The sequence below is a fragment of the Pantoea sp. ACRSC genome (genome assembly GCF_022346785.1).
Classification (GTDB): domain Bacteria; phylum Pseudomonadota; class Gammaproteobacteria; order Enterobacterales; family Enterobacteriaceae; genus Pantoea; species Pantoea alvi.
The window spans coordinates 1-19,127 of record NZ_JAKRNN010000033.1; the positions used below are offsets into that span (position 1 = coordinate 1).

Annotated in this window: 16 protein-coding genes and 1 riboswitch; of the genes, 7 read left to right on the top strand and 9 right to left on the bottom strand. The window is 58.7% G+C overall.

Annotated features, from left to right (window positions below):
• Nucleotides 1-485 precede the first annotated feature (485 nt).
• Nucleotides 486-2,075 (top strand): bifunctional phosphoribosylaminoimidazolecarboxamide formyltransferase/IMP cyclohydrolase, encoded by a 1,590-nt coding sequence (gene purH / locus MHZ97_RS20920; protein WP_239315595.1) that lies wholly within the window; start codon nt 486-488, stop codon nt 2,073-2,075.
• Nucleotides 2,076-2,091: 16 nt separating this feature from the next.
• The gene (purD, locus tag MHZ97_RS20925) at nt 2,092-3,372 is read left to right on the top strand and encodes a phosphoribosylamine--glycine ligase (protein WP_239315594.1); all 1,281 of its coding nucleotides are present in this window, start codon (nt 2,092-2,094) and stop codon (nt 3,370-3,372) included.
• Nucleotides 3,373-3,406: 34 nt separating this feature from the next.
• On the opposite strand, the gene MHZ97_RS20930 is transcribed toward purD, so the two are convergent.
• From MHZ97_RS20930 to nudC, 6 genes are all read right to left on the bottom strand, one after another.
• Nucleotides 3,407-4,075, bottom strand: coding sequence for a DUF1481 domain-containing protein (locus tag MHZ97_RS20930; RefSeq protein ID WP_239315593.1), 669 nt, complete (start codon nt 4,073-4,075; stop codon nt 3,407-3,409).
• A gap of 68 nt (nt 4,076-4,143) precedes the next feature.
• Nucleotides 4,144-4,416, bottom strand: coding sequence for a nucleoid-associated protein HU-alpha (gene hupA, locus MHZ97_RS20935; protein ID WP_033755847.1), 273 nt, complete (start codon nt 4,414-4,416; stop codon nt 4,144-4,146).
• A 188-nt stretch (nt 4,417-4,604) separates the two neighbouring features.
• On the bottom strand, nt 4,605-5,195 hold the full coding sequence (locus tag MHZ97_RS20940) for a YjaG family protein (protein WP_239315592.1): 591 nt from the start codon (nt 5,193-5,195) through the stop codon (nt 4,605-4,607).
• A 62-nt stretch (nt 5,196-5,257) separates the two neighbouring features.
• On the bottom strand, nt 5,258-5,926 hold the full coding sequence (nfi, locus tag MHZ97_RS20945; RefSeq protein ID WP_103797636.1) for a deoxyribonuclease V: 669 nt from the start codon (nt 5,924-5,926) through the stop codon (nt 5,258-5,260).
• A gap of 2 nt (nt 5,927-5,928) precedes the next feature.
• Nucleotides 5,929-6,996: a uroporphyrinogen decarboxylase gene (hemE, locus tag MHZ97_RS20950; RefSeq protein WP_103797637.1), complete on the bottom strand. Its 1,068-nt coding sequence runs from the start codon at nt 6,994-6,996 to the stop codon at nt 5,929-5,931.
• 41 nt (nt 6,997-7,037) lie between these two features.
• Nucleotides 7,038-7,808, bottom strand: coding sequence for an NAD(+) diphosphatase (gene nudC, locus MHZ97_RS20955; protein ID WP_103797638.1), 771 nt, complete (start codon nt 7,806-7,808; stop codon nt 7,038-7,040).
• 152 nt (nt 7,809-7,960) lie between these two features.
• Between nudC and rsd the strand changes: the two genes are divergently transcribed.
• From rsd to thiE, 3 genes are all read left to right on the top strand, one after another.
• A complete protein-coding gene (gene rsd, locus MHZ97_RS20960) occupies nt 7,961-8,470 on the top strand; it encodes a sigma D regulator (RefSeq protein ID WP_103797639.1) in 510 nt (169 codons plus the stop codon).
• Nucleotides 8,471-8,606: 136 nt separating this feature from the next.
• Nucleotides 8,607-8,707, top strand: a riboswitch (TPP riboswitch).
• Between the two features lie 86 nt (nt 8,708-8,793).
• Nucleotides 8,794-10,722: a phosphomethylpyrimidine synthase ThiC gene (gene thiC / locus MHZ97_RS20965; RefSeq protein WP_239315591.1), complete on the top strand. Its 1,929-nt coding sequence runs from the start codon at nt 8,794-8,796 to the stop codon at nt 10,720-10,722.
• Nucleotides 10,719-11,354 carry a thiamine phosphate synthase gene (gene thiE / locus MHZ97_RS20970; RefSeq protein ID WP_239315590.1) on the top strand — a complete coding sequence of 212 codons (636 nt, stop codon included), beginning with the start codon at nt 10,719-10,721 and terminating at the stop codon, nt 11,352-11,354. Before thiC ends, thiE begins: the two co-directional genes overlap by 4 nt.
• 183 nt (nt 11,355-11,537) lie before the next feature.
• On the opposite strand, the gene MHZ97_RS20975 is transcribed toward thiE, so the two are convergent.
• The gene (locus MHZ97_RS20975) at nt 11,538-13,007 is read right to left on the bottom strand and encodes a PLP-dependent aminotransferase family protein (protein ID WP_239315589.1); all 1,470 of its coding nucleotides are present in this window, start codon (nt 13,005-13,007) and stop codon (nt 11,538-11,540) included.
• 86 nt (nt 13,008-13,093) lie between these two features.
• Here MHZ97_RS20975 and MHZ97_RS20980 point away from each other — a divergent pair, with 86 nt between their 5' ends.
• Nucleotides 13,094-13,372 carry a DUF1127 domain-containing protein gene (locus tag MHZ97_RS20980; RefSeq protein WP_308544770.1) on the top strand — a complete coding sequence of 93 codons (279 nt, stop codon included), beginning with the start codon at nt 13,094-13,096 and terminating at the stop codon, nt 13,370-13,372.
• 97 nt (nt 13,373-13,469) lie between these two features.
• On the opposite strand, the gene MHZ97_RS20985 is transcribed toward MHZ97_RS20980, so the two are convergent.
• On the bottom strand, nt 13,470-14,405 hold the full coding sequence (locus tag MHZ97_RS20985; RefSeq protein WP_103797644.1) for a LysR family transcriptional regulator: 936 nt from the start codon (nt 14,403-14,405) through the stop codon (nt 13,470-13,472).
• 85 nt (nt 14,406-14,490) lie between these two features.
• Here MHZ97_RS20985 and MHZ97_RS20990 point away from each other — a divergent pair, with 85 nt between their 5' ends.
• Nucleotides 14,491-14,790, top strand: a complete 300-nt coding sequence (locus MHZ97_RS20990; RefSeq protein WP_239315588.1) for a hypothetical protein — start codon at nt 14,491-14,493, stop codon at nt 14,788-14,790.
• Nucleotides 14,791-14,898: 108 nt separating this feature from the next.
• On the opposite strand, the gene rpoC is transcribed toward MHZ97_RS20990, so the two are convergent.
• Complete coding sequence (rpoC, locus tag MHZ97_RS20995; protein WP_239315587.1) at nt 14,899-19,122, bottom strand: DNA-directed RNA polymerase subunit beta'; 4,224 nt, start codon at nt 19,120-19,122, stop codon at nt 14,899-14,901.
• Between the last annotated feature and the right edge of the window lie 5 nt (nt 19,123-19,127).

Below are 19,127 nucleotides of genomic sequence, written 5' to 3' on the forward strand. Positions count from 1 at the left end.
ATTGTCTGATAAATTGTTAAAGAGCGGTGCAGTCAGCGGCGGAGCCTGCTGCTGCGAGGTGGCGTATATTACGCTACTCTCCTTCGGAGTCAACCACTTTTTTCAGTGATTTCATCCGGCGGCTCAGCTTGCCGAGCCTTATCAACACTGCCTTCCGTAAGCCGTTGCGCCGTGTCGATGGAGGCGCATTATAGGGAGTCGTTCAGAGAGCGCAACAGCTAAATTGCAGAAAAATGACCGTTCGCTGCATTCCACAGCAAAAGCCCGCCTTATACGCGATTACCCACAAAGTTATCCACAATGCATCGCAAGACGAATTTTTGCGAGCAGCACGCAAACGTTTTCGCTACAATGCCCCGCGACGTATCGGATGCCCCTTTTCGGGGCGTTACCTGAAGTTTCGCCTCTTTTTATTCATAAGAAGATCGCTAAGCTTGATGTAACGCTCTTATTTACGCGAAACAAAGCCAAGGGATAAAACCACCATGCAACAACGTCGTCCTGTACGCCGCGCTCTGCTGAGTGTCTCAGACAAAGCAGGTATCCTCGAATTTGCTCAGGCGCTCTCCAGCCGCGGCGTCGAACTCCTCTCTACAGGCGGAACCGCTCGCCTGCTGGCCGATGCGGGTCTTGCCGTTACCGAAGTGTCTGACTACACCGGCTTCCCGGAAATGATGGATGGACGCGTCAAAACGCTGCACCCGAAAGTGCACGGCGGCATTCTGGGGCGTCGCGGCCAGGATGATGCCATTATGGCGCAGCACGCTATCGAACCTATCGATATGGTGGTGGTTAACCTCTATCCCTTCGCCCAGACGGTCGCGCGCGAAGGCTGCACGCTGGAAGATGCGGTAGAGAATATCGACATCGGCGGCCCGACTATGGTGCGCTCGGCGGCCAAGAACCATAAGGACGTGGCGATTGTGGTCAAGAGCAGCGACTACGACGCCATCCTTGCCGAGCTGGACGCCAACGAGAACTCCCTGACGCTGGAAACCCGCTTCGATCTCGCTATCAAGGCGTTTGAGCATACCGCGGCCTACGACAGCATGATCGCCAACTACTTCGGCTCGCTGGTTCCCGCCTACCACGGCGAGCGCGATCGGCCCGCCGGTCGCTTCCCGCGCACGCTGAATCTCAACTTCATTAAGAAGCAGGATATGCGCTACGGCGAAAACAGCCATCAGGACGCCGCCTTCTATATAGAAGAGAACGTGCAGGAAGCTTCAGTGGCGACCGCGCAGCAGCTTCAGGGCAAAGCGCTCTCCTATAACAATATTGCCGATACCGACGCGGCGCTGGAGTGCGTGAAGGCGTTCAGCGAAGCAGCCTGCGTTATCGTCAAGCATGCCAACCCCTGCGGCGTCGCCGCTGGCGCATCGATCCTTGAGGCTTACGAGCGCGCTTACCAGACCGATCCGACCTCTGCCTTCGGTGGCATCATCGCTTTCAACCGCGAGCTGGACGAAGCCACCGCGCAGGCGATCATCAGCCGTCAGTTTGTTGAAGTGATCATCGCCCCCTCCGCCAGCGAAGCGGCGCTGAAAGTTACGGCGGCGAAGCAGAACGTTCGCGTACTGGTTTGCGGTCAGTGGCAGGAACGCGTTCCCGGCCTCGATTTCAAACGCGTTACCGGCGGCCTGCTGGTACAGGATCGCGATCTGGGCATGGTGGAAGCGAGCCAGCTGCGTGTCGTCAGCAAGCGCCAGCCGAGCGAGCAGGAGCTGCGCGACGCGCTCTTCTGCTGGAAGGTGGCGAAGTTCGTCAAATCCAACGCCATCGTTTATGCGCGCGACAATATGACCATCGGCATCGGTGCCGGCCAGATGAGCCGCGTCTACTCCGCTAAAATCGCCGGCATCAAGGCCGCGGACGAAGGGCTGGAGGTAAAAGGCTCGGCGATGGCTTCCGACGCCTTCTTCCCGTTCCGCGACGGTATTGATGCCGCCGCCGCCGTTGGCGTCACCTGCGTTATCCAGCCGGGCGGCTCTATTCGCGACGATGAGGTTATCGCCGCGGCAAACGAGCACGGCATCGCCATGATCTTCACTGACATGCGCCACTTCCGCCATTAATTACCCGGAGAGCAATATGAAAATTTTAGTGATTGGCAACGGCGGACGTGAACACGCGCTGGCCTGGAAAGCGGCGCAGTCGCCGCTGGCGGAAACGGTATTCGTCGCGCCCGGTAACGCCGGCACCGCGCTGGAGCCCGCGCTGCAAAATGTCGATATCAGCCCGACCGATATTCCTGCTCTGCTGGCCTTCGCCCAGCGCGAAGCGATCGATCTGACCATCGTCGGACCGGAAGCGCCGCTGGTTATCGGCGTGGTAGACGCTTTCCGCGCGGCGGGCCTGAAAATTTTTGGCCCGACTAAAGACGCCGCGCAGCTGGAAGGCTCCAAAGCCTTTACCAAAGATTTCCTGGCTCGCCACCATATTCCCACTGCGGAATACCGTAACTTCACCGACGTGGAGGTGGCGCTGGCCTACCTGCGCGAGAAAGGTGCGCCAATCGTCATCAAGGCTGACGGCCTGGCTGCCGGTAAAGGCGTAATTGTGGCAATGACGCTGGAAGAGGCCGAGGCCGCCGTCAAAGATATGCTGGCCGGCAACGCCTTTGGCGACGCAGGCCACCGTATCGTCATCGAAGAGTTTCTCGATGGCGAAGAGGCCAGCTTTATCGTGATGGTAGATGGCGAGCACGTGCTGCCGATGGCCACCAGTCAGGATCACAAGCGCGTTGGCGATGGCGATACTGGCCCGAACACCGGCGGCATGGGCGCCTACTCTCCCGCCCCGGTCGTCACCGACGAGATCCACCAGCGCGTAATGGATCAGGTCATCTGGCCGACGGTGCGCGGCATGGCGGCAGAAGGCAACGTCTATACCGGCTTCCTGTATGCCGGCCTGATGATCGATGGGTCAGGCCAGCCGAAGGTCATTGAATTTAACTGCCGCTTCGGCGATCCAGAAACGCAGCCGATTATGCTGCGCCTGCAGTCGGATCTGGTCGAGCTCTGCCTGGCGGCCTGCGACGGCACGCTGGATCGTCAGGATTCAAAATGGGATCCGCGTCCGGCACTGGGCGTCGTGCTGGCGGCAGGCGGCTATCCGGGCGATTACGTCAACGGCGAGCAGATCCACGGCCTGCCGCTGGAAGAGGTAGAAGACGGCAAGATATTCCATGCCGGGACGCGCCTGGAGAACGATCTGGTGCTGACGAACGGCGGCCGCGTGCTCTGCGTCACCGCGCTGGGCGAGGACGTGGCGGCGGCGCAAAAGCGCGCCTATGAGCTGGCTCAGCCGGTTTCCTGGAACGGCAGCTTCTGCCGCCGCGATATCGGCTATCGCGCCATTAACCGCAAGTAAGCAAAAGGGCGCGCTATGCGCCCTTTTCTTTGCCCTAAAAATCCTCTTCTTTCGGCTGCGAATCGCAGCTTTCTCCCGGCGCGACGCGCAGCAGCTGCGTGCCTTCCGGCGCTTCCAGCCAGGAAACCAGCAGTGGCGCGCTGCTGCGTTGCTGCTGCTGCTGCTGCGCCAGCGTCTGAAGCGCGTAATTGTCGAAGGATGGCGACTCGCGCCCGCCGCCGCAGGTGGCGATTTGCTTCGCGCCCAGCCACTGGCCCTGCTTCAGCATCACGCGACCGCTCAGCAGCGCATTGCTCTGCGCCAGCATACGCTGCGCATCGAACTTATAGAGTTCTACCGTATCGGGATCGACCGCTTCGCGCCGATCGGCCAGCTGCCGCTGCATAAAGCTCAGGCTGCCATCCTGATCGAAGCGTAAGGTGACATCGTCCGGCTGCTTGCCGTTAACGTGGCGCGCGATACTGACCAGCTTCTCTTCCTGCCACACATAGTCGGTAGTTTCCGCCGCGTCGCCGTTAAAAGGCGTGTAGAGCGTGCGCAGATGAATAGTGAGATGGCTGTTTTTGCGCCAGATGCGCACCGCGCCGCGATCGGCAAGGTAGCCGCTGGCGCTAAAAGGAGGCGTGTCGGGCGTTGAACCGCACCCGGAAAGCAGAAGTAGAGCAAGCAGGGCAAAACAGGAGGGCGAACGCAGGTTCGGCATAGCTGGCCCCTAATACAAAAGGGGCGAATCCGCCCCTTCTTTTAAAATTCTGACCGCAGTGCGACGTCTTATTTAACAGAGTCTTTCAGCGCTTTACCAGATACGAATGCCGGTACGTTTGCCGCAGCGATTTTGATCTCTTTGCCAGTTTGCGGGTTGCGACCGGTACGCTCAGCGCGGTGGTTCACTTTAAAAGTACCAAAACCAACCAGTTGTACAGCATCACCTTCTTTCAGAGACTCAGTGATCGCAGCCAGAGTTGATTCCAGAGCCGCTTTAGCCTGGGTTTTCGACAGGTCCGCTTTTTCCGCGATCACATCAATCAGTTGAGTCTTGTTCATAAGTTATCCTTAAAGTGTATTTATCGCTTGCTAAGCAACGAGTGCGAGGGAAAAGCCATATTCTGGCACTCTTCAGCCTGCACGCACCGATAGCCACAATTTTCAGCCCCCCAAATGTAGACCAGAGAGGGGGCCGATGTGAAGCCTCCAGGCGCGCTAATTCGGGCCTGAAGTCACGTTTTCCCGCCTTACTGCTGAAAATTTATACCGATGTTGCTGATTCCCGCCTCCCGCAGGTCCAAACGCAAACCTTTGATCAATTCAAGGTCTCGTTCTTCGCAGTCGGCAAGCAGGCGGAAAATCTCCCATTGCAGGTCCCACTCGTCGATCACGGCAGGGTTTTCGCGCAGCTCTTCGTCGCTCATTTCGCGTCCGGCCTGGGTCATTTCCAGCATCGCAACGGTGGTGATCGAGGTCCTGCTCACTTCAATTGCATGCTCCAGCGTTTCGCCGCTCAGCATCGCGTGCAGCACTTCGCTTAGCGCCACGCAGGCGTCGATGGCGGGATAAACCCCGTAGATATCGAATGCGTCGCCGTCGGGAATCGCCGCTTCAAGCTTTTCCAGCTGGCTGTCAAAATTGATTTTGGCATCTTTGACCGTCAGGCTTTCCCAGATAAGGTCGAGAAGGCGACGATAAAGCGCCGGATCGGCGAATTGCGTCTGCTGGCAGAATGCCCAGTAATTAGGGAACATACGCTCGCACAGGCAAGCCATAAAGGTCAGATGCTGCCAGCTTTCCAGCTTAGCCAGACGCAGGTGAACGGGGTTTTGTAACATGAACAGGGCTCTTCATCGTTTAGCTGGCGGCAGTGTACCGCAAAAGCGCCGCGCGCACAGCGTTAAAGCGCGCTTTGCCAGCGCTGAAAGGCGGTGCGGTTGGAGGCGACGGCATCGGCCCAGCGCGTCGGTTCCGGCAGGCGATAGCCGCCCATGCACTTTTCCACCCAGTGCAGCGCGCTATCCAGGCTGACGCGGTGACCGGTCGCGACGAAAAGCGGGTTGCAGCGCGCTTTGCTGCGCCATACCCAGCCGATCTGCTCGCCTTTGTCTATCAGCGGCTGGCGCGATCCCGGCTCGGCATCCAGTTCGGCAAAGCGGCCGCACAGACGCTTTTTCGCCACGCCGATGGTCGGAACGTCAACCAGTAAGCCAAAGTGGGAGGCGACGCCGAGGCGACGCGGGTGCGAAATGCCGTGTCCGTCGACAAAAAGAAGATCCGGTTTGCGCTCAAGCATTTCCCATGCCGCCAGCAGCGCAGGATATTCGCGAAAAGAGAGGAAGCCGGGAATATAGGGCATGGTGGTGGCGATGCGCGCGACGCGATGCTCCACCAGCTTCAGGGAAGGATATTCGAGGATAACCAGGGCGGCGCGCGTCACCGCCCCTTCCTGTTCGAATCCGACGTCGGCACCGCCGATAAAACGCGGCGGCAGAACGTCGAAATCATCCTGCCGCACGACCTCTGCAGCGCGCTGTATCTGTTCTGCGCGCAGTGCAGCAATGTCCATACTTACTCCTGATGATATTGGCCTGAGAGGCGGTGCACCGCCTCAACGAACACGCCTGCATGCTCTGGCGGCACATCCTGATGGATGCCATGCCCCAGATTGAAGACGTGACCGCTGCCCGCGCCGAAGCCGTCGAGAATGCCCGCGACTTCCTGCTCGATACGCGCAGCCGGCGCATAAAGCATAGACGGATCCATGTTGCCCTGCAGCGCGACTTTATCGCCAACGCGACGACGCGCCTCGCCAATATCGGTGGTCCAGTCCAGACCGAGCGCATCGCAGCCGGTCGCGGCCATCGCCTCCAGCCACTGCCCGCCCCCTTTGGTGAAGAGCGTAATCGGCACGCGGCGCCCTTCGTTCTCATGCAGCACGCTGTCGACGATCTTATGCATGTAGTAGAGCGAGAAGTCGCGGTAATCGCGGCCGGTCAATACGCCGCCCCAGGTGTCAAACACCATAACCGACTGCGCGCCGGCGCGGATCTGCGCGTTGAGGTAGAGAATGACGCTGTCTGCCAGCTTATCGAGCATCGCATGGAGCGTAGCGGGATCGGCATACATCATTTTTTTGATTTTAGTGAAGGCCTTGCTGCTGCCGCCTTCAACCATATACGTCGCCAGCGTCCAGGGACTGCCGGAAAAACCGATCAGCGGCACTTCGCCGTTGAGGTTTTTGCGAATGGTGCGCACGGCGTTCATCACATAGCCGAGTTCCTGCTCTGGATCGGGCACCGGCAGTTTGTCGACATCGGCGCGGCAGGTAATCGGATTAGAGAAGCGCGGGCCTTCGCCGCTTTCAAAGTAGAGTCCCAGTCCCATCGCGTCGGGAATAGTCAGGATATCGCTGAAGAGGATCGCCGCGTCGAGCGGATAGCGGCGCAGCGGCTGCAGGGTCACTTCACACGCCAGTTCGGCGTTTTTGCACAGCGACATAAAATCGCCGGCTACGGCGCGCGTCGCTTTATACTCCGGCAAATAACGCCCGGCTTGTCGCATCATCCATACCGGCGTGATATCGACGGGTTGACGTAACAGGGCACGCAGATAACGATCGTTCTTCAGTTCACTCATTTCAGGACTCTCTCAATTTCAGGCGCGTAGTGTAACACTTCTTACGCCTCGCCGCGGCAGATGGCCACGGTATCTTCAATTAGCCGGCGCGCCACGGTGCCCGGCGGTGGCAGCAGCGGCAGCGCGTCGTAGCGGTACCAGCCGGCGTCCAGCAGCTCTTTATTATCGATTTGCAGATCGCCGCCGTCATACTCCGCCATAAAGGCCATCATCAGCGAATGCGGGAAGGGCCAGGGCTGCGACGTAATGTAGCGCAGGTTTTTGACGCGGACGTTACTCTCTTCCATCACCTCGCGCGCGACCGCCTGCTCCAGCGTCTCGCCCACCTCGACAAAGCCCGCCAGCACGGTATAAATGCTGTTGCGATGACGCGCATGGTTCGCCAGCAATATTTCGTCGCCGCGGCGGATAGCGACGATAATGCAGGGCGCGATTTGCGGATAGTAGCGCTCGCGGCAGTGTCCGCACAGACAGGCGTTTTCATGCTTGCTCAGATGCATTTCGTGGCCGCAGTAGCCGCAGAAGCGATGCGAACGGTAAAACTCCGCCAGCTGTACGGCGCGCCCGGCGAGCTGAAACAGCCCCGGCTCTTCATCGATCAGCTGACGCACCGAAAACATATCGCGATCGCGATTTTCACACACCAGCCATACCGTTTCGCCTTGCCACTCGCCAACCGCCTGCGCTCTGCTTCCGGCCAGCTTAAACGCAGCGGCGCTGCCGTGAGGCAGATCGCCCTGCGGCAACCAAAGTTTCTGTTCATGGCTGACAATCCACCATCCAGCGTCTACGCTTGAGATCTCATGTTGCATCTAATCGTCATCCTTAGCGTCCTATCGATACGCTGAAGTCCTGATGTTAAGTGTGTAGACAAACAACTATACCCTAAATCGTCCAGCTTGCAGGCGGCACCACGCCAGCCACAGCGCGACGGGAAGGGAACTTTCTTTACATGGAGTCAGATATGCTTAACCAGTTAAACGTCCTGACCGAGCGCGTAGGTGGCAGCAACGAACTGGTAGATACGTGGCTGGACGCCCGTCGCCAGCTACTTGTTTCTTATTACCATCTGGTTGGGCTGAAGCCGAACAAAGATGCGCTCACCACCTTAGACGAGCAGGCGCTCGACAATTTTTGTCACGGCCTGGTCGACTATCTTTCCGCTGGCCACTTCAGCATTTACGAGCGCATCATCAATGAGATGGAAGGCGACAGCCCGATGATTGCCGCCGCGCAGGTCTATCCGCCGCTGGAGGCCAACACCGAGCGCCTGATGCAGCTTTATGACGGCCATCTGCAGCAGTCGATCGACGATGATAACTGCGTCGATTTTCAGCTGGCGCTGTCGGAAGTCGGCGAAGTGCTGGAAGCGCGCTTTACCCTGGAAGACAAGTTAATTCAGCTCGCCTGGGACAACAGCCTGGTGCGCGCGCCGGTAGCCAACGACAGCACGCAGCTGTCGCGTCCGGCTTAAGGTTAGCCAATTGTAAATCGCTTGTTATTCTGAACCAGCCCTTCTATGCTGAACGGGTTTTCGGCTTTCTCGTCGAAAACCCGTTTTGTTTTTTTTGTGCCATGTGCACGGGCGTTTTGCGTCTAAAGCGTAAAACGAAATCTTGTCGGAGTGCCCGCAAGGGCTGAGACCGTTAATTCGGGATCCGCGGAACCTGATCAGGTTAGAACCTGCGAAGGGAACAAGAGTAAATATCATCAGTACGCTGGCGTTTTTGCCTGCCGTCTCTGTTACTCCTTCCGAACTCCGGACAAGCAACGTTCCCCCTCAACAGGAAAATTGCTATGTCTACGACCAAAACCAACCGACGTGAACAGCGCGCTCAGGCGCAGGCCTTTATTGAGGCGCTTCAGAGCGGCGTCGCTTTCCCCAACTCGAAACGTATCTGGATCCAGGGCAGCCGCGACGATATTCGCGTGCCGATGCGTGAGATCCAGCTTAGCCCGACGCTGCTCGGCGGCGATAAAGATCGTCCACGCTATGAAGAGAATGAGGCCGTGCCGGTCTATGATACCGCCGGCCCCTACGGCGATCCCGAGGCGGTTATCGACGTGCAGCGCGGGCTGGCGAAGCTGCGCGCCGACTGGATTGCCGCGCGCGACGACAGCGACGTTCTGACGCACACCAGCTCGCGCTATACCCAGCAGCGGCTGGCCGACGACGGGCTCGACCATCTGCGCTTCGAGCGGCTGCCGCAGCCGCGGCGTGCAAAGGCGGGACGGCGCGTCACCCAACTTCATTACGCGCGTCAGGGCATCATCACGCCGGAAATGGAGTTTATCGCCCTGCGCGAGAACATGGGTCGCGAACGCATCCGCAGCGAAGTGCTGCGCCAGCAGCATGAGGGCCACGGCTTTGGCGCGCAGCTGCCGGAAAATATTACCCCTGAGTTCGTACGCCAGGAGGTGGCCGCCGGACGCGCCATCATTCCCGCCAACATCAACCATCCCGAATCGGAGCCGATGATTATCGGCCGCAACTTTCTGGTCAAGGTCAACGCCAATATCGGCAACTCAGCGGTCACCTCTTCCATCGAAGAAGAGGTAGAGAAACTGGTCTGGTCGACGCGCTGGGGCGCCGATACCGTGATGGATCTCTCTACCGGCCGCTATATCCATGAGACGCGCGAGTGGATCCTGCGCAACAGCCCGGTCCCCATCGGCACTGTCCCTGTTTACCAGGCGCTGGAGAAGGTCAACGGCGTTGCGGAAAATCTCGACTGGGAGGTCTTCCGCGACACGCTGCTGGAGCAGGCGGAACAGGGCGTCGACTACTTCACTATCCACGCCGGCGTGCTGCTGCGCTATGTGCCGATGACGGCAAAGCGGCTCACCGGCATCGTATCGCGCGGCGGGTCGATTATGGCTAAATGGTGTCTGTCGCATCACCGGGAGAGTTTTCTCTACGAACACTTTCGCGAGATTTGCGAAATCTGCGCCGCCTACGACGTCGCTCTGTCGCTCGGCGACGGCCTGCGTCCCGGCTCGATTCAGGACGCCAACGACGAGGCGCAGTTCGCTGAGCTGCACACGCTGGGGGAGCTGACGAAGATCGCCTGGGAGTATGACGTGCAGGTGATGATCGAAGGCCCCGGCCATATCCCGATGCAGATGATCCGCCGCAATATGACCGAGCAGCTGGAGCACTGCCACGAAGCGCCATTCTATACGCTCGGCCCGCTGACGACCGATATCGCCCCCGGCTACGATCATTTTACCTCCGGCATCGGCGCCGCCATGATCGGCTGGTTCGGCTGCGCCATGCTCTGCTACGTAACGCCCAAAGAGCACCTCGGCCTGCCGAATAAAGAGGACGTTAAGCAGGGGCTGATTACCTATAAGATCGCCGCCCACGCGGCGGATCTGGCGAAGGGGCACCCCGGCGCGCAGATCCGCGATAACGCCATGTCCAAGGCGCGCTTTGAATTCCGCTGGGAGGATCAGTTTAACCTGGCGCTCGATCCCCACACCGCGCGCGCCTATCACGACGAAACCCTGCCGCAGGAGTCAGGCAAAGTCGCGCACTTCTGCTCGATGTGCGGGCCGAAATTCTGTTCGATGAAAATCAGCCAGGAGGTGCGCGACTATGCTGCCAGCCAGCAAGGCGAGGCGCAGCCGATCGCAATCGGCATGCAGCAGATGTCTGAAACCTTTCGCCGCCGCGGCGGCGAGCTTTATCACTCAGCCGACACGCTGAACGAGGAGAAGCTGTGAACGCCCCCTTTCCCACCACCGCGCCGCGCTTAGGGCTCTACCCCGTCGTCGACAGCGTGGAATGGATTGCGCGACTGCTGGAGGCCGGCGTGCGCACGATCCAGCTGCGCATTAAAGATCAGCAGGACGAGGCGGTTGAGCCTGCGGTTGCAGAGGCGATTGCGCTCGGCAAGCGTTACAATGCCCGCCTGTTTATCAACGACTACTGGCGGCTGGCGATTAAGCATCGCGCCTACGGCGTGCATCTGGGCCAGGAGGATCTGGATGTCGCAAACCTTGACGCCATTCGTGAGGCGGGGTTGCGGCTCGGCCTGTCGACCCATGACGACAACGAGCTGGATCGCGCGCTGGCGATACGCCCTTCCTATATCGCGCTGGGGCATATTTTTCCTACCCAGACCAAAGCGATGCCGTCGGCGCCGCAGGGGCTGATCGAGCTTCAGCGGCATATTGCGCGGCTTGAAGGCATCTCCACCGTGGCGATTGGCGGCATTAGCCTGGCGCGCGCGCCGGCAGTACTGGCGACCGGCGTCGGCAGCATCGCCGTCGTCAGCGCCATTACCCAGGCACCGGACTGGCGCGCCGCGACCCAGGCGCTGCTTGCGCTGGCGGAACCGCCGCCGGGTTTATAACGCGGAACGCGCCGCGCAAAACGGGGCAACATCCCGCAACGCCGGTAAAAAGCGTGGAAAACGGCGCGCAGCGACAGACTTTCTCGCTCGCGCCGTTTTTCTGCCGCGCTACAGTGGCTTTCGCCGGGTATTCCGCCCGGCCAGGGCCGGGACCTCCCCTTCACCCACTCCGGCCCTGCCTCACTATTTCGTCAGGAGGGTTTCATGCTGCAGGGAGTCTGGAGAGTGTTCGCTCGCGCAGGCGGCTATCGCGCGCTCGACGGCCTGGCCTACTTTTTCCAGCGCCTTTTCGACATGCTCGTCCGGCGTTACCGCAAAGCTCAATCGCAGGCAGTTGCGATATTTTCCCGACGCGGAGAACAGCGATCCAACCGCAATCTGAATATGCGAATCGCGCAGCTCGCGATTAAGCCGCACGGCGTCAAACGCTTCCGGCAGTTCGACCCACATCATAAAGCCGCCCTGCGGACGCGACACGCAGATGCCGCAGGGAAAATAGTGGCGCACCCAGCAGCTAAAGCAGTCGTAGTGGCGCTGGTAGAGCTGGCGCATGCGCCGCAGATGCGGCTGATAGTAGCCCTGGCGAATAAACTCCGCCATGGCATGCTGCGCCAGCGTGTTGCTCGAGCCGGTGGCGATATATTTCATATGCAGCACGCGATCGCGATAGCGTCCCGGCGCAACCCAGCCGATACGCAGGCCAGGCGCGACCGTTTTCGAAAAAGAGCTGCACAGCAGCACCCGACCATCCAGATCGAGCGATTTCAGGGTGGATGGTCGCGGATACTCCCAGGCCAGCTCGCCGTATACGTCATCCTCAATCACCGCCACGTCAAAACGCTGCGCCAGCGTCAGCAGCGCGCGCTTGCGCGCCTCCGGCATAATAAAGCCCAGCGGATTATTACAGTTGGGCACCACCATCACCGCCTTAATGGGCCACTGCTCAAACGCCAGTTCAAGCGCCTCCAGGCTGATGCCGGTGACCGAATCGGTAGGGATCTCAATGGCGCGAATGCCGAAGCCGCGCAGGGTCTGCATGATGCCGTGAAACGACGGCGACTCCACCGCGATAATATCGCCCGGCTCGCATACCGCGCGGATCGAAACCGACAGCGCCTCATGGCAGCCGGTGGTAATAACGATATCGTCAACCGACAGCTGGCAGCCGCTGTCGATCGCCAGCCGCGCCACCTGTTCGCGCAGAACGGTGACGCCATACAGATTGTCGTAGCTGAGGATCTGCGTTTCCTGCCGCTGCGCCTGGCGGCTGAGGATTTTCCACAGCGGCTTAAGGGTAGGCTGCGTGAGGTTAGGCATACCGCTACCCAGCTGCAGCACATCGCCTTCAAGACGACTCTCAAGCAGATCCAGCACCGATTCCCACTGCGTAATCTCAACAGGACGCTGCACCGGACGCGTCAGCGCCGGAACCGGCGGCGTGGCCTTACGCGGCGCGACGAAATAGCCGGAACGCGGCTGCGGCGTAATCAGCTGCTTCTCCTCCAGCACGTGATACGCCTGCTGCACGGTGCTGATGCTGACGCCGTGCTCAAGGCTCAGCGTACGCACTGAAGGCAGCTTCTCGCCGCTGCGATAGAGGCCCTGCTCGATGCGCTGCGCCAGATGCATCGCCAGCTGTTGATAACGCGTCATGTTCGGCTCCCGTCAGGCAGAGAAGTAAAGAAGCAGTACAGAAAGACTATTTTTTTACCATTCAGAGGCCGCCTGCGGCAATCTGTATGTTAAATAAAGTCGAATTTTGCGTCTGTATCCTTTCGGCCATCAGGCAGAAACTACTTCTCAGTTCACCTGATGAGGAAATTAAAATGGGATACGAAGAAAACTGCGCGGCAAAACCTTTTTCAGTAACGCCCTGGCATCTGCTGCGCGCCATCGCGCAAGGCATCAAAGCGATCCACCAGCGGCGGAAGACGCGTCAGATCCTGCTGCACCTCAGCGATGCGCAACTCAAAGATATTGGTTTGACGCGCGGCGATATTGAAAGCGAGCGGCGCTAGCGTGCTGAATCTTTATAAAGCGCGCCCTGTGCTCTGTTTCACCCTGGCAGGCAGAGCGTTCCTGTCTGCCTGCCACTCCTGCGTTCAGGCTCGATAGTTACACCAGGGATTCATAAGGCGAGAAAAGCGTCATTAAAAAATCGATAACCGTCTGCGTACGTCGCGGCGTTAGCCGCCGCTCCAGACGCAGCACCCACATATTTGTTCTCTCTGTTCGCCAGGCTTTTAAGATCTCGACCACCGCGCCGCTGGCGAAATCAGATGCGCCAAGCCACGCAGGCGCCCAGCCGATGCCAATGCCGGCGCGAACCATCTGCCATACAGCCTGGCCGTCGTCGAACAGATAGCGCGAGGCGGGCTCCCAGCGTACCGCGCTGCCCTCTTCAGGTGAACGAAAACGCCAGGCGTCCGCCCGTCCTTTATTGAGATTCCAGAACCCGATCTGACTATGCGCGCTGAGTTCAAAAGGCGTAGAGGGCTCGCCGTGCTGCGCCAGATAGCCCGGCGTGGCGCAGGCGACCCAGGGAAAGCTAAAGAGCTTACGGGCGGAGTGGCCGGGCCAGGCTTCCAGCGGGCCGGAGCGGATCGCGAAATCATAGCCGCCGCTCGCTAAATCCACCATCGCGTCGCTGAAGTGCATTTCCAAGGAGATCTCGGGATGCGCGGCAAGAAAGGCGGGCAGCGCTGGCATAATACAGGCTCGGCCGAAAGCGGATGGAACGGAAAGGCGCACCCGGCCGCTGGCGCCCTCGCCCTCGATGCCGCTCAGAGCCTTCTCCACCTGATTAACCTCCTCCAGCAGCCCGCGCGCCAGCATCAGCATCCTCTCGCCCTCGTCGGTCAGCGACAGCGCGTGCGTGGTGCGGTGCAGCAGGCGCACGCCATGCTGACCCTCGAACCGGCTTAACGCTTTGGAGACGGCCGAGGTGGTTGTGCCGGCGCGGCGTGCGGCCTCGGCAAAGGATCCCGCTTCTACGATACGCGCGAACCAGAGCAGCTGAGTCAGGCTGGATGAAAAGAGCGGTGTTGCCATCTGGTCAATATCTCCTTGCTGCGAGGCAGCCTACAGGCGCCTGGTTTCGGCTGTTAACGTTGAGCCTCTGACAGGAGATCATGATATGAAATTTTTAGTGTTGCTCACACCCGTCGCCGATTGCGAACCGGCAGAGTTCAGGCCTGGTGCGGTGGCAGAAATGCAGACGGTATGGCATGACCATAAGGCGGGCGCGCTGCGGGAGATCGACTTCTCCGCCAGCCCGCTGATTATCGGCGCCATTTATGAAACCTCAGTTCGTGACGAGCTGGAAACGTTAGTGACCCGTCTTCCGATGGTCAAGGCGGATTTGCTCTCTCTACAGATCGTTGAAATGGGCTCGATGCACAGCTTCGAGCTGCTGTTCGCGCCCGCTGTGGCATAGGTCACGCCCTCTCCAGAGAGGCTATTGCCCGGTTGTTACCATCAGGTTGCTTTTGCATAGCTAAAAAAAAACCCTGCCGAGGCAGGGTTTTTATTACGCGTAGAGCGATTAGTCGTTGTCGCTGCCGCCGAGACCGGCGTTCAGCAGTTCAGCCAGGCTGGCAGAGGCTTCATCCGCAGTAACCTGCGGCGCAGCCGGTACTTCACCTGCGGCTTTACGACGCATACGATCCTGATGGTAAGCGTAACCGGTACCGGCCGGGATCAGACGACCCACGATTACGTTCTCTTTCAGGCCGCGCAGTTCGTCGCGCTTGCCTGCAACAGCGGCTTCGGTCAGGACACGCGTGGTCTCCTGGAACGAGGCTGCCGAGATGAACGATTCGGTTGCCAGTGACGCTTTGGTGATACCCAGCAGATCGCGCATATAGGTCGCGCCGATTTTGCCGTTCGCTTCGAGATCGCGGTTAGAGATCTTGATGCGAGAGACTTCTGCCTGCTCACCTTCCAGGAAGTCGGTGCTTCCCGCGCTCATGATGGTAGCTTTACGCAGCATCTGACGAACGATGACTTCGATGTGCTTATCGTTAATCTTAACGCCCTGCAGGCGGTAAACTTCCTGCACTTCGTTAGTGATGTAACGGGTCACAGCATGGACGCCACGCAGACGCAGAATGTCATGCGGAGATTCCGGACCGTCGGAAACCACGTCACCACGTTCTACGCGCTCACCTTCAAACACGTTGAGCTGACGCCATTTCGGAATCATCTCTTCGTAAGGCTCGCTGCCATCAATCGGCGTAATTACCAGACGACGTTTACCTTTGGTCTCTTTACCGAAGGAGATGATACCGCTGATCTCCGCCAGGATTGCTGGCTCTTTCGGACGACGCGCTTCGAACAGGTCGGCAACGCGCGGCAGACCACCGGTGATGTCCTTGGTACCGCCAGATTCCTGAGGCACACGCGCCAGGGTGTCACCAGAGCTGATTTTCTTACCATCTTCCAGCTGAACGATCGCTTTGCCCGGCAGGAAGTACTGAGCCGGCATGTCGGTGCCCGGGATCAGAACGTCTTCGCCCTGCTCATCGACGATTTTCAGCGCCGGACGCAGGTCTTTACCACCAGCCGTACGCTCAGCGGTATCCAGTACCACCAGCGAAGAGAGACCGGTCAGTTCGTCAGTCTGACGCGTGATGGTCTGGCCATCGATCATGTCAGTAAAGCGAATATAGCCGCTCACTTCGGTGATAACCGGCATGGTGTGCGGATCCCAGTTCGCAACGGTTTCGCCCGCTGCAACCTGCTCGCCGTCACCTTTCGCCATGGTCGCGCCGTAAGGGACTTTATAGCTCTCTTTAGTACGGCCAAACTCATCGATCATTTTCAGTTCGACGTTACGCGAGGTAATAACCAGTTTGCCAGCGGAGTTGGTTACCGACTTGGCGTTGGTCAGTTTGATAGTACCTTTGTTCTTCACCTGAATGCTGGATTCAGCTGCCGCACGCGATGCCGCACCACCGATGTGGAAGGTACGCATGGTCAGCTGTGTACCCGGCTCACCGATAGACTGTGCCGCGATAACACCGATCGCTTCACCTTTGTTGATGATGTGACCACGTGCCAGGTCGCGACCGTAGCAGTGTGCACAGACACCAAAATCGGTTTCACAGCTTACAACAGAGCGAACTTTGATGGTGTCGACAGAGTTCTGTTCAACCACATCACACCAGTGCTCATCCAGCAGCGTATTACGCGGAACCAGGATGTCAGCGGTGCCCGGCTTCAGCACGTCTTCTGCGGTCACACGACCCAGTACGCGCTCGCGCAGCGGCTCTTTAACGTCGCCGCCTTCGATAACCGGCGTCATCATGATGCCTTCGAAGGTGCCGCAGTCGTCTTCGGTCACAACCAGATCCTGCGCAACGTCAACCAGACGACGCGTCAGATAACCGGAGTTCGCCGTTTTCAGTGCGGTATCCGCCAGACCTTTACGCGCACCGTGGGTCGAGATGAAGTACTGGAGTACGTTCAGACCTTCACGGAAGTTCGCGGTAATCGGCGTCTCGATGATGGAGCCATCCGGCTTCGCCATCAGACCACGCATACCTGCCAGCTGACGAATCTGTGCCGCAGAACCACGCGCACCAGAGTCGGCCATCATAAAGATGCTGTTAAAGGAAACCTGTTTCTCTTCTTCGCCGTCACGGTTAATCACGGTTTCAGTAGAGAGGTTTTCCATCATCGCCTTCGCTACGCGCTCGTTCGCCGCAGCCCAGATATCGATGACTTTGTTGTAACGCTCGCCCGCGGTAACCAGACCAGACTGGAACTGCTCCTGGATCTCAGCCACTTCCGCTTCCGCTTCGGTGATGATTTCCACTTTCTTCTCTGGGATCACCATGTCGTCGATGCCGACAGACGCGCCTGAACGGGCAGCGTAGGCGAAACCGGTGTACATGGTCTGGTCAGCAAAGATAACGGTCGGCTTCAGGCCCAAAATGCGGTAACAGGTGTTCAGCATTTTGGAGATAGCTTTTTTGCCCAGCGCCTGGTTAACGATGGAGAACGGCAGACCTTTCGGCACGATCATCCACAGGATGGCGCGGCCGATGGTGGTGTCGATGATGCTGGTTTTAGCTACCCACTCATCCTGCTCGTTTTTCTCGTGCTCGGTAATACGTACCTTAACGCGAGCGTGCAGCGATGCGAGGCCAGCGCGATAAACACGCTCAGCTTCTTTCGGGCCGGTCAGCACCATGCCTTCGCCTTTGGCGTTAACACAGTCACGGGTCATGTAGTACAGACCCAGTACAACGTCCTGAGAAGGAACGATGATTGGCTCGCCGTTCGCAGGTGACAGGATGTTGTTGGTGGACATCATCAGCGCACGCGCTTCCAGCTGGGCTTCCAGCGTCAGCGGTACGTGAACAGCCATCTGGTCACCATCGAAGTCGGCGTTATAGGCCGCACACACCAGCGGGTGCAGCTGGATCGCTTTACCTTCGATCAGAACCGGTTCAAACGCCTGGATACCCAGACGGTGCAGCGTCGGCGCACGGTTCAGCAGAACCGGGTGCTCGCGGATAACTTCATCCAGGATATCCCAGACGACCGCTTCTTCGCGCTCAACCATTTTCTTCGCGGCTTTAATGGTGGTGGCCAGGCCACGCAGCTCCAGCTTGCCGTAGATAAAGGGTTTGAACAGCTCCAGCGCCATTTTCTTCGGCAGGCCGCACTGATGCAGACGCAGGTATGGACCTACGGTGATAACAGAACGACCGGAGTAGTCAACGCGCTTACCGAGCAGGTTCTGACGGAAACGACCCTGCTTACCTTTGATCATATCGGCCAAAGATTTCAGCGGACGCTTGTTAGAACCGGTGATCGCACGACCGCGACGACCGTTATCCAGCAGGGCGTCGACCGCTTCCTGCAGCATACGTTTTTCGTTGCGTACGATGATGTCCGGCGCAGCCAGATCCAGCAGACGCTTCAGACGGTTGTTACGGTTGATCACGCGACGATAAAGATCGTTCAGATCTGACGTTGCGAAACGACCGCCGTCCAGCGGAACCAGCGGACGCAGATCCGGCGGCAGCACGGGCAGCACGGTCAGGATCATCCACTCCGGCTTGTTGCCAGACTGAACGAACGCTTCCAGCAGCTTGATGCGCTTGGTCAGCTTCTTACGCTTGGTCTCGGAGTTAGTTTCGTTCAGCTCTTCACGCAGCTGCTCGCACTCTTGCTCCAGATCCATATTTTTCAGCAGCGCCTGGATCGCTTCGGCACCCATTTTCGCGTCGAATTCGTCACCGAACTCTTCCAGCGCGTCAAGGTACTGCTCTTCGGTCAGAATCTGACGTTTTTCGAGGTTGGTCATGCCACCTTCGACAACCACGTAAGATTCAAAGTAGAGCACGCGTTCGATATCGCGCAGCGGCATATCCAGCAGCAGACCGATACGGGACGGCAGCGACTTCAGGAACCAGATGTGCGCGGTCGGAGAAGCCAGCTCGATGTGGCCCATGCGCTCACGACGCACTTTGGTCTGGGTCACTTCGACGCCGCACTTCTCACAGATCACGCCGCGGTGTTTCAGGCGCTTGTACTTACCGCACAGGCACTCGTAATCTTTTACCGGTCCAAAAATACGGGCGCAGAAAAGACCGTCACGCTCAGGCTTGAAGGTACGGTAGTTGATGGTTTCCGGCTTTTTCACTTCACCGAACGACCAGGAACGGATCATGTCTGGCGAAGCCAGCGCAATTTTGATCGCATCAAACTCTTCGGTCTTAGTTTGCGCTTTCAGAAACTTAAGTAAGTCTTTCACGGATT